Source organism: Herminiimonas sp., from assembly GCF_030645555.1.
Lineage (GTDB): Bacteria > Pseudomonadota > Gammaproteobacteria > Burkholderiales > Burkholderiaceae_D > Oxalicibacterium.
The window spans coordinates 1-9556 of the sequence record NZ_JAUSME010000089.1 but is presented as its reverse complement, the minus strand read 5'-3'; the positions used below and the strand labels follow the sequence as shown (position 1 = coordinate 9556).

Here is a 9556-nt window from a genome sequence, read left to right as displayed (position 1 = left end):
AAGAAAAACGCGATCATGATGATCGATTTTGCGCTGGAGGCGCAGCGCAAGGAAGGCATGACGCCGGCGCAGGCGATACGCACTGCGTGCATCCTGCGCTTCCGCCCCATCATGATGACGACGATGGCGGCGGCAGTCGGTGCGTTGCCGATTGCACTCGGCCTCGGTGCCGGTGCCGAATTGCGTCAGCCGCTGGGCCTGGCCGTGGTTGGCGGCTTGATGCTGTCGCAGGTCATCACGCTCTTCATCACGCCGGTGATTTACCTGTTCTTCGACCGCTTCAGCGGTTCGGGGCCCTTGCAGATTACGCCGGAACAGGAACTGGCCAGCCGCTGATTTTTCCATTGATGCAGGCCGCGCAAGCCGGGAAAGCATGAACACTGTAAATCCGGCGCCGTCGTCAGGTAAAATGCGGTTTGCCCTTATTCCAGAACGGCCTTATGTCTTATCAAGTTCTTGCCCGTAAATATCGTCCGAAAAGCTTCGACACGCTGGTCGGGCAAGAGCACGTCGTGCGCGCCTTGACGCATGCGCTGGATAATAAGCGCTTGCATCACGCCTACCTGTTCACCGGCACGCGCGGCGTCGGCAAGACCACGCTGTCGCGGATACTGGCGAAATCATTCAATTGCATAGGTCCGGATGGCACTGGCGACATCACAGCTACGCCGTGCGGCGTCTGCGATGCCTGCGTGGCGATCGATGCCGGCCGCTTTGTCGACTATATCGAGATGGATGCGGCGTCCAACCGTGGCGTCGATGAAATGGCGCAGTTGCTGGAGCAGGCTGTGTATGCGCCGTCGAATGCGCGCTTCAAGGTCTACATGATCGATGAGGTGCACATGCTCACCAACCATGCATTCAACTCGATGTTGAAGACGCTGGAAGAACCACCTGAACACGTCAAATTTATACTGGCAACCACCGACCCGCAAAAAATCCCCGTCACCGTTTTATCGCGTTGCCTGCAATTCAATTTGAAGCAAATGCCGCCCGGCCATATCGTCACGCATCTGGACGACATCCTCGGGCAGGAACAAATCGAATTCGAAACACCGGCGCTGCGCTTGCTGGCGCAGGGTGCGCATGGCTCGATGCGCGATGCCTTGTCGCTGACCGATCAGGCAATCGCCTATGCAGCCGGCAAGGTCACGCTGGAAGCAGTGCAGGGCATGCTGGGTGCGCTCGATCAATCCTTCCTGATCCGCCTGCTCGATGCGCTGGCGCAAAAAGATGGCGCCGGTTTGCTCGCAGTCGCCGACGAGATGGCAACGCGCAGCCTGTCGTACAACGCGGCGCTGCAGGACCTGGGTTCGCTCTTGCACAGGATTGCGCTGGCGCAAACCGTCCCCGCTGCGCTGCCGGATGATTTGCCGGAGCGCGAGGATGTGTTGCGTCTGGCCAGCCTGTTCGATGCTGAAGAAATACAGCTTTTTTATCAAATCGCCGTGCATGGCCGCAATGAACTGGGCCTGGCGCCGGATGAGTACGCCGGTTTTTCGATGACCTTGTTGCGCATGCTGGCCTTCCGTCCAGGCTCGGGCCCGGCAGAAGTGAAACCGGCAGCCGGCATGCAGGTGTCGCCTGTCGCTCGACCAGCTGCAGCTGCAGCCTCATCTGCGCCGGCGCCTGTTGCGCGCCTGAGCGCGGCACCGCAGGCAGTCACGACCAGTGCGCCCGTGAGCCGCACCATGAGTCCGGCGCGCGCGGCGCTGGAAGCCGCCCGTTCCGGGGTGAAAGTGCCGCCGCCTCCCGCTGCCGCAGCACCTGCTGCCCGCGCTCCGGCGCCAGCGGAAAAATCGCCGGCTATCGATATGCCGCCGGCACCGCCGTGGGATGACGAAATGCCAGCCGAGCGCAGCAGCGCCCATGACGCGTTTTCCAGTCCGACGGCTCAAAAAAAAACTGAACCGTCTTCTGCGTCTGCAGTAGCACCTGCTGCATCAGCTTTTTCATCATCTGCGCCGCAAGCTGCGGTTGCATCCCGTCCCTTCACGCTGCATCCGGTAACCGGCCTGGAATGGGATGGCAACTGGCCTTTGCTGGCGGCAATCTTGCCGGTACGCGGCGTGGTGCAGCAGTTGGCGCAGCAGAGCGAACTGCTCAAATGCGGGCCGGCAGCAGATAGCGATCAAATTCAATTCGATTTGCAGGTTGCGGTAGAAACCCTGCGCACTGCCGCCAGCGTTGAAAAACTGACGCTGGCCTTGTCCGAACATTTCGGCCAGTCAGTGCGCGTGCAGACCAGGCTGGGCGCGGTCGAACATACCGCCAATGCAGCGGCGCTGGCCGATCGTGCCGAGCGTCAGCGCGATGCAGAACAAGCGATACAGGAAGACCCTTTCGTGCAAAAACTGATGCGCGAGTTTGGTGCAAGCATCGTGCCGGGATCAGTCAAGCCGATCTGATCCACGGCAATCATCCCATCATTTAATTCGACTTATATACAGGAGCAACATCATGATGAAAAACCAGTTGGCAGGCTTGATGAAGCAGGCGCAAGCGATGCAAGACAACATGAAAAAAATGCAGGAACAACTTGCCGCGATTGAGGTCGAAGGTCAATCGGGCGCAGGTTTGGTCAAGATCGTGATGTCGTGCAAGAACGATGTCAAACGTGTCTCTATCGATCCGTCGCTGCTGGCAGAGGACAAGGACATGCTGGAAGACCTGGTTGCTGCGGCATTCAACGATGCAGTGCGCAAGGCAGAAGCAACATCACAGGACAAAATGGCTGGCGTGACCGCCGGCATGCCTATGCCACCCGGCTTCAAAATGCCATTTTGATGTCCTTGCATCCCATCGTTTGTCGCAGCATGAAGTGAAAGCCGCCGTTTGAAATCGCCTTCCAGCCTTGAATTCCTGACAGAAGCATTGCGTCGCTTGCCCGGCGTCGGGCCGAAGTCGGCGCAACGCATGGCCTACCATCTGATGCAGCACGACAGGGATGGTGCCGCGATGCTGGGCCGCGCCTTGTCGCAAGCAGTAGACCGCGTGCAGCATTGCGCGATGTGTAATACATTTACCGAGCATACTGTGTGTGAAACCTGCCTTGATGCAGAGCGTAACCCGGCATTGCTGTGCGTGGTGGAGACGCCGGGTGACCAGTTGATGATAGAGCAGACGCTGACATTCAAGGGTTTGTATTTTGTGTTGATGGGACGCTTGTCGCCGCTTGATGGGATAGGGCCCAAGGATATCCATCTGGAAAAACTGATTAGCCGTGCCACTGATGGAATTGTTGAGGAAGTCGTACTCGCAACCAATTTCACGAACGAGGGCGAAGCCACGGCACATTACATCAGCGAAACCTTGAAGGCGCGCGGCCTGAAGGTCAGCCGCCTGGCACGCGGTGTGCCGGTTGGCGGCGAGTTGGAATACGTGGATGCCGGCACGATAGCGCGCGCCATGCTGGACCGGCGCACGACCTAGCCTGCGATTTTGTCGGTAGCCTGTTCCGGCAGCATCGGTGCAGGGCTTGATGTTTCATCTTTGATAAAGGTGATCCGCAATGTTTACTCACTCTCTGGAAAACCAGGGGTGGCTGCGTGCAAAATGGCAGTCGCTGGCGACATCTGTTGCTGCCGATCGCGCCGCAGCTGATGCTGTATGGGATGAATTGATCCGGCATTATTCCGAGCCACAGCGTGTCTATCACAACCTGTCGCACATCATGCTCATGCTGCGTTATGCAGACAAGCATCGCTGTCAGATCAATAATCCGGAAACAGTGCAGTTCGCTATCTGGTTTCACGATGTGATCTACGATACGCATCTGAAGGACAATGAAAGACGCAGCGCAAAATGGGCGAGTCGTGCAATGCTGGCGATGCAAGTCGACGAACATCATGTGCGGCCGGTTGTGGAATGCATAGAGGCGACGGAAAGGCATGAGTTGCCATTGCAGCATGCTCCCGATCTGTCTCTATTCCTCGACATGGATCTGGCGATTCTCGGCGCGAAGGAAAATATCTACCGTGAATACAGCGAACTCATACGTACAGAATATGCCTGGCTGCCGATTGCGCACTACCGTCTAGGTCGCGGCAAATTCCTGCAACGCTTCCTGGCCCGGCCGGCGCTTTTTTTTACTGCGACCATAGGCGCTGATTTCGAACACCAGGCCAGAATCAATCTCGAAACAGAATTGCGCGAACTCTCACATATTAAAACTGCATGAAAAAAACAGCATCGTCCGGCCCGCTGGCCGGTATCAAGGTTCTTGAACTCGGTACATTGATCGCAGGCCCATTCTGCTCGCGCATGCTGGCAGAATTTGGCGCCGATGTGGTCAAGATAGAGTCGCCGGATGGCGGCGATCCAATACGGCAATGGCGCGTATTGAAGGATGGCACCTCGCTGTGGTGGTCGGTACAGGCACGCAACAAGAAAAGCCTGACACTGAATTTGAAAGATCCACGTGGCCAGAAGATAGCCAGACAACTGGCGCTGGAAGCCGACATCATCATCGAGAATTATCGCCCTGGCGTGCTGGAAAAATGGTCGCTAGGTTATGAACAGTTGAAGGCCGAAAATCCTGCCACCATCATGGTGCGCCTGTCCGGCTTCGGCCAGACCGGACCCTTGAAGGATCAGCCGGGATTTGGCGCGATAGGCGAATCGATGGGCGGCATGCGTTATGTCTCCGGTTTCCCTGATAGACCGCCGCTGCGGATAGGCATTTCGATAGGCGATTCCGTCGCCGCCTTGCATGGCGTGATCGGCGCGATGATGGCGCTGCGCCATCGCGATGCCACCGGCGGACGCTGGAACGGCAAGTCCGGCGATGAAATGCTTGCAGGGCAGGGCCAGATGATAGACGTGGCCTTGTATGAAGCGGTCTTCAACATGATGGAATCGCTGGTGCCGGAATACGATTACGCCGGCGTCGTGCGCGAACGCACAGGCGGTGCCTTGCCCGGCATCGTGCCGTCGAATACCTATACAACCGGCGATGGCGAAAACATCGTGATTGCCGGCAACGGCGATGCGATATTCAAGCGCCTGATGCTGGCGATGGGGCGCGACGACCTTGCCGGCGATGCACAACTCGCACGCAACGATGGCCGCGTGCCGCGCACCGCAGAGATAGATGCAGCGATACAGGCCTGGTGCACGACGCAAACGATAGACAGTGCGCTGGCGATATTGCAGGCGGCCGATGTGCCGGTCGGCAAAATCTATTCAGTGCGCGACATGATGACGGACCCGCAATTTCTCGCGCGCCGCATGTTCGAGCAGCATGCATTTCCAGACGGCACGCCGATCAAGCTGCCGGCGATCACGCCAAAATTATCCGAAACGCCGGGCGAAACAAAATGGCTGGGGCCGACCCTGGGCGAACATACAGACGAGGTATTGAAAACGCTGGGTTATGATGAGACCGGTATTGCAGAATTGAGACGTGACGGCGTGGTGTGAGCAACGCTGCAGGCGTGATAAAAATACGCGATGAAAAACAGGGGGATGAAATGAACAGGAATTTCTGGAAGCAGTTTGCGCTGGCGCTGGGGCTTTTTTTGCTCGGTTACTGGACGTTTAACGGCTTGATTTTCAAATAGCGTTTGCTCTGATTTCGCGCTCAAATGATGGCACGCCTTGCATGCTTCACCTTGGTGCTGATGGCGCCAGCCGGCATCATTTTTCGATGCAGAAAAACCCGATTTCGTAATTGGCATGTACGCCATTCTGCAACTGCCGCAATACCGGCCGCAGATTGATAGGCTGATAGCCTGGTCGCGGCTGGTCGGCACCTATGATGCGCAGGCTGTCGGCGAACAGCAAGCCGTTAGCATGCTGTTCCGTCAATGATATCCGCTGCGCATGGATGCGCGATGCACCCATTTCCCTGCAAGCTTGCAATAGCGTGTCGTAATCCGGACAGGTGCGCAGGCCAGGCAGCAAGCCCAGCTGCGCATGCGCGGCACGCCACTCCAAAAATGAACCGTCCAGCATCAGGCTGAAAGCCAGCACGCGGCTTTGTGCCAGGTGATGCCGCAGTACCGGCAACAGCGGATCGAACCATTGAAAACACATCGCCGATACGATCCAGTCCGGCACCGGATCGAAGCAGGCGGCGCGGCCATCGCATACTTGATACTGAATATTGGACGTCGCACCCAGAGTGTTGCGGCAATATTCGAGCATGGCCGGCGCCAGATCCGTGGCCAGCAATGCTGCATCGGGGTAGCGCGCATGCAAGAGCCGGGTCAGCAATCCTGTACCGCAACCGATTTCAGCTATCCGTGCCGGCGTGCCCAGATGCAGATCCGCGAGCCAGGCATCGAACAGGCTGGCCGCCTGCTTCTGGATATGCGCCGCCTGCTCGTAATGCTGCGCCGCGGCCGAAAAGCGACGGGCTACCGGTGCCGTGTGCATCTCAGGCAACTCAGTCAATTCATGCGGGCTAGGCACAGACCGTCTCCACATAGTCGGTGATGGCAGCCATGCACAGCGCGGGTTCGCGCAGCAACTGCATGTGATCGCCGGAAAATTCTTGAATGATACATCCGGCCTGCGCAAAGCAGGCATGGGCAAGCGCTGGCGGCACAATCAAATCATCGTGGCATGACAAGGCGAGTGTCTGGCATGCAGGTAAAGCCAGGTCCAGATCGCGCAGTTGGGTCAGGTGCGCTGCAAGCAGCGGCACATCCAGTTGTTGCGGTAGCTGCATGGCGCTGCCGCAGCGCAGGTAAAAATCCTGCACCGTGGCTTGCGGATCATCTGCAAGGCGGGCCAGCATCGCATCGACCAGGCGTGCCGGCGTACCTTCCGGCTGGCCGGGGCGGCGGCAATAGCGGGTGAAGCCATTGATAGCAATCGCTGCTTTCCAGGACACCGGCTGCTGGATCAGATAGGCGTAACCATATGAATGGCCGATGGCTATCCATTCCACATCGTTCCTCAGTTGCGGTGTATGCGGCGCAGTGCCAAAGCCCAGATCGAAGCAGGCCAGCGCAGCATCGGGGAAGCGCTGCGCCAACAGCGCGGCCAGCGACTCCAGCGTGTTGCGATCAAAGGCCCAGCCATGGCAAAGTGCAAATCCTATCATCGCTGTGCCCGGTTTTTCCATGCCGCCAATGCATCGACCAACGCATTGATCTGCGTCTCGCCATGCGTGACGCTCAAGGCTATCCGTATCCGTGCAGTATGCGGCGGCACGGTAGGCGGGCGTATCGCCGAGCTCACGATGCCATGTTCCAGCAGCCATGCCTTCAAATCCAGCGCGGCCGCTTCGGTGCCGACTATCAGCGGCACGATATGCGTGCTCGAGTTGCCGGTATCGAAGCCGAGCGCATGCACGCGCTCGCGCAAGCTCTGTGCGGTTTGCATCAGGCGCGCGCGTTCCGCATCCATCTGCGGCAGGCGTTCCCATCCAGCTTGTACTGCGCCTATCACGGCAGGTGACAGCGCAGTCGAATAGATGAAGCCGGTGCAGCGGTTGACCAGATAGTCGCGTACGGCAGTGCTGCAGGCGATATAGGCACCGGACGCTCCCAGCGCCTTGCTGAAGGTCCCCATCGCCACGCCGCGTGATTGCTTGTCATGTTGCATGTGGCCGGATGTCAAACCATAGCCATGTGTTCCCATCACGCCGGTAGCATGGGCTTCATCCAGATAAAGAAAGACATCGAATTCGTCAGCCAGCGCGGCCATTGCTGCCATGTCGATCGCATCGCCATCCATGCCGAATACCGTTTCGGCGACGATGAATTTGGGGCGCTCTTCATGTTGATGCGCTTCCAGCAATTCACGCAAATGGGCAAGGTCGTTATGCCGGTAGCGAATCTGGTGCACATTCATCAACTGGCATGCGTGGTGCAGGCTGGCGTGATTGAGACGATCGGAAAATACCAGCGGTTGCGCATCCAGCACCTTCGCATCCAGCAGCGCGGCCAGTGCACTCGAATTGGCTTGATAGCCGGAATTGAATATCAGCGCAGCTTCCGTTCCCTTGGCGCGGGCGATTGCGGCTTCCAGTTCTACATGCAGCGGCAGGTTGCCCGACAGCAGGCGCGACCCGGTTGCGCCTACGCCATAGCGCAGCGCGGCGACATGGCTTGCTGCAATCAGCTCGGGAGCCGCAGCGAGGCCGAGATAATCGTTATGCGAAAAATCGGCCACAATTTGCCGTCCCGGCATAGCCTCGGCAGCCAGCGTGAGCCGGCGCCGGCGCCCGACTGTTTCCAGGCTGGCGCAATAAGCGGTAAAACGGGATTCGAATGAAGCCATGCAGTGTGGGATAAGAACTTAAAAATACCGGATTCGACGATGTTCCCGGCCGCAACGATGTATGCATTAAGCAGGAACACTAAAACAGCAGCATTAAAACAGAATTATAAGGCGTGACATCATTTAATTCCCGCTGGCCGGACCAAGAAGACAGAAGGCCTTGCGCCTCCCGCCATGTTGTCACTTCAATGCTTCAATCAACTGGTCCAGCTTGACTGCATCGGCACAAAACGCGCGTATGCCTTCAGCCAGTTTTTCCGTCGCCATTGCATCGTCATTGAGCATGCCGCGGAAAGTCTTTTCATCCAGCGTCAGTTTTTCCATATCGGCATTCTGCGCTTCTGCAGGAAGCAGCTTGCGCGTCAGTGGCGCATCCGACTCGGCCAGTTTCTGCAACAGTTCCGGACTGATCGTCAGCAGGTCGCAGCCTGCCAGTTCCGTGATTTGCGACGTGTTGCGGAAGCTCGCGCCCATCACTTCTGTCTGGTAGCCGAACTTGCGATAGTAGGTGTAGATGCGCTTGACCGATTGCACGCCCGGATCGTCGGCGCCGCTGTAATCGATGCCGGTGGATTTCTTGTACCAGTCGTAGATGCGGCCGACGAAAGGCGAGATCAGTTGCACCCTGGCGTCGGCGCAGGCGATCGCCTGTGGCAGTGAAAACAGCAGTGTCAGGTTGCAGCGTATGCCTTCCTTTTCCAGCACTTCTGCTGCGCGTATGCCTTCCCAGGTCGAGGCGATCTTGATCAACACGCGTTCGCGCGCAATGCCGGCCGCTTCATACAGCTTGATCAGCGTGCGGCCCTTGGCGATCGAGCCTGCGGTGTCGAAGGACAGGCGGGCATCGGTTTCGGTCGAGACGCGGCCCGGGATGACCTTGAGGATTTCCAGGCCGAAGGCGACCAGCAGGTGATCGACGATTTCAGCTGTGCTTTTACCGGCGTGCTCACGCGCAACCCTTTCCATGATCGGGCGGTATTCATCTTTTTGCACGGCTTTCAGGATCAGCGAAGGATTGGTCGTTGCATCCTGCGGAGCAAATGCCTTGATCGACTGGAAATCGCCGGTGTCGGCAACGATGGTGGTGTATTGCTTGAGTTGTTCGAGTTGGTTCATGGCGAGGCAGTGAGCTTTAAAGGGTGGGTGATATCAATGTTGTATTGTACGTAAAATGAGCGGGAGTCTGCAGTGATCAATGATCTCTGGCAAAAATATGGCAATCAGCGCAGGAAGGAATCGAATTGCTTTTCTATCTTTTGCAGCGCTTTTTGCGCATTGATCATTTTCTTGCGGCGCTCCGGCCCGAGGCGCAATGCCAGGCCGA

11 protein-coding genes and 1 pseudogene are annotated in these 9556 nt (G+C 57.8%); 6 read left to right on the top strand and 6 right to left on the bottom strand.

Annotated elements, in window-relative coordinates; translation table 11 throughout:
* From Q7T06_RS03555 to Q7T06_RS03530, 6 genes are all read left to right on the top strand, one after another.
* Positions 1–336 (top strand): efflux RND transporter permease subunit (locus Q7T06_RS03555; protein WP_304780260.1); only part of this gene is annotated, 336 nt, incomplete at its 5' end.
* A 104-nt stretch (positions 337–440) separates the two neighbouring features.
* On the top strand, positions 441–2408 hold the full coding sequence (gene dnaX / locus Q7T06_RS03550) for a DNA polymerase III subunit gamma/tau (RefSeq protein WP_304780257.1): 1968 nt from the start codon (positions 441–443) through the stop codon (positions 2406–2408).
* Positions 2409–2460: 52 nt separating this feature from the next.
* Positions 2461–2787: a YbaB/EbfC family nucleoid-associated protein gene (locus tag Q7T06_RS03545; protein ID WP_304780255.1), complete on the top strand. Its 327-nt coding sequence runs from the start codon at positions 2461–2463 to the stop codon at positions 2785–2787.
* A gap of 48 nt (positions 2788–2835) precedes the next feature.
* Entirely contained in the window at positions 2836–3432 is a 597-nt protein-coding gene (recR, locus tag Q7T06_RS03540) for a recombination mediator RecR (protein ID WP_304780252.1), read from the top strand.
* A 79-nt stretch (positions 3433–3511) separates the two neighbouring features.
* Positions 3512–4180: an N-methyl-D-aspartate receptor NMDAR2C subunit gene (locus tag Q7T06_RS03535; RefSeq protein WP_304780249.1), complete on the top strand. Its 669-nt coding sequence runs from the start codon at positions 3512–3514 to the stop codon at positions 4178–4180.
* Positions 4177–5421: a CaiB/BaiF CoA-transferase family protein gene (locus Q7T06_RS03530; protein WP_304780245.1), complete on the top strand. Its 1245-nt coding sequence runs from the start codon at positions 4177–4179 to the stop codon at positions 5419–5421. Before Q7T06_RS03535 ends, Q7T06_RS03530 begins: the two co-directional genes overlap by 4 nt.
* On the opposite strand, the gene Q7T06_RS03525 is transcribed toward Q7T06_RS03530, so the two are convergent.
* The 6 genes and pseudogenes from Q7T06_RS03525 to Q7T06_RS03500 all read right to left on the bottom strand — a co-directional run.
* Positions 5373–5678 (bottom strand): hypothetical protein, encoded by a 306-nt coding sequence (locus Q7T06_RS03525; protein ID WP_304780241.1) that lies wholly within the window; start codon positions 5676–5678, stop codon positions 5373–5375. The genes Q7T06_RS03530 and Q7T06_RS03525 overlap by 49 nt on opposite strands.
* Positions 5638–6414, bottom strand: a complete 777-nt coding sequence (locus tag Q7T06_RS03520; protein WP_304780238.1) for a methyltransferase domain-containing protein — start codon at positions 6412–6414, stop codon at positions 5638–5640. Before Q7T06_RS03520 ends, Q7T06_RS03525 begins: the two co-directional genes overlap by 41 nt.
* A complete protein-coding gene (locus Q7T06_RS03515; protein ID WP_304780235.1) occupies positions 6407–7072 on the bottom strand; it encodes an alpha/beta fold hydrolase in 666 nt (221 codons plus the stop codon). Before Q7T06_RS03515 ends, Q7T06_RS03520 begins: the two co-directional genes overlap by 8 nt.
* Positions 7048–8232 carry an 8-amino-7-oxononanoate synthase gene (locus Q7T06_RS03510; RefSeq protein WP_304780232.1) on the bottom strand — a complete coding sequence of 395 codons (1185 nt, stop codon included), beginning with the start codon at positions 8230–8232 and terminating at the stop codon, positions 7048–7050. The genes Q7T06_RS03515 and Q7T06_RS03510 overlap by 25 nt, the downstream gene beginning before the upstream one ends.
* Before the next feature lie 180 nt (positions 8233–8412).
* Positions 8413–9348, bottom strand: a complete 936-nt coding sequence (gene tal / locus Q7T06_RS03505; protein WP_304780229.1) for a transaldolase — start codon at positions 9346–9348, stop codon at positions 8413–8415.
* A 104-nt stretch (positions 9349–9452) separates the two neighbouring features.
* Positions 9453–9556 (bottom strand): annotated as a pseudogene (locus tag Q7T06_RS03500) (transcriptional regulator); the annotation flags it as partial.

What these genes read in the sequence shown, in the direction of transcription:
- Q7T06_RS03530 (WP_304780245.1), top strand. Translation starts at nt 4,177, where the DNA reads ATGAAAAAAACAGCATCGTCCGGCCCGCTGGCCGGTATCAAGGTTCTT.
- Q7T06_RS03510 (WP_304780232.1), bottom strand. Translation starts at nt 8,232, where the DNA reads ATGGCTTCATTCGAATCCCGTTTTACCGCTTATTGCGCCAGCCTGGAA.
- Q7T06_RS03545 (WP_304780255.1), top strand. Translation starts at nt 2,461, where the DNA reads ATGATGAAAAACCAGTTGGCAGGCTTGATGAAGCAGGCGCAAGCGATG.
- Q7T06_RS03515 (WP_304780235.1), bottom strand. Translation starts at nt 7,072, where the DNA reads ATGGAAAAACCGGGCACAGCGATGATAGGATTTGCACTTTGCCATGGC.
- Q7T06_RS03525 (WP_304780241.1), bottom strand. Translation starts at nt 5,678, where the DNA reads ATGCCAATTACGAAATCGGGTTTTTCTGCATCGAAAAATGATGCCGGC.
- dnaX (WP_304780257.1), top strand. Translation starts at nt 441, where the DNA reads ATGTCTTATCAAGTTCTTGCCCGTAAATATCGTCCGAAAAGCTTCGAC.
- tal (WP_304780229.1), bottom strand. Translation starts at nt 9,348, where the DNA reads ATGAACCAACTCGAACAACTCAAGCAATACACCACCATCGTTGCCGAC.
- Q7T06_RS03535 (WP_304780249.1), top strand. Translation starts at nt 3,512, where the DNA reads ATGTTTACTCACTCTCTGGAAAACCAGGGGTGGCTGCGTGCAAAATGG.